The organism is Streptomyces megasporus (genome assembly GCF_000718985.1).
GTDB lineage: Bacteria > Actinomycetota > Actinomycetes > Streptomycetales > Streptomycetaceae > Streptomyces > Streptomyces megasporus.
Map to the genome: position 1 here is coordinate 1 of NZ_JODL01000101.1, position 441 is coordinate 441.

General features: G+C 76.4%; 1 protein-coding gene. It reads right to left on the reverse strand.

The window, feature by feature from the left end:
- On the reverse strand, positions 1-441 hold a 441-nt coding region (locus IF47_RS0126855), incomplete at both ends, for an HAD family hydrolase (RefSeq protein WP_031511642.1).

Here is a 441-nt window from a genome sequence, read left to right on the forward strand (position 1 = left end):
GCGATCACCTTCTCGATGCCCACCTCGTGGGCGACGGCCTCGGCCACGGCCCGGTTGTCGCCGGTGAGCAGGATCGGCGTCAGCCCCAGGGCGCGCAGGTCGCGGACGGCCTCGGCGCTGGTGTCCTTGATGGCGTCCGCCACGGTCAGCACACCGCGCACCGTGCCGTTCCAGGCGACGGTGACGGCGGTGCGGCCGGCCGCCTCGGCGGCGGCGCGGGCCTCGGCGAGCGCACGGGGCGTCTCCAGGGCGTTCTCGGTCAGGAGCCTCTCCCGGCCGACGAGCACCTTGCGGCCGTCGACGGTGCCCCGGACGCCCAGGCCGGCGACGTTCTCGAAGCCCTCGACCCGCGGCAGCGTCTCCACGCGCTCCTGGGCGCCCGCCGCGATGGCCTGCGCGATGGGGTGTTCGGAGGCGTGTTCCAGGGCGCCGGCCAGCCGC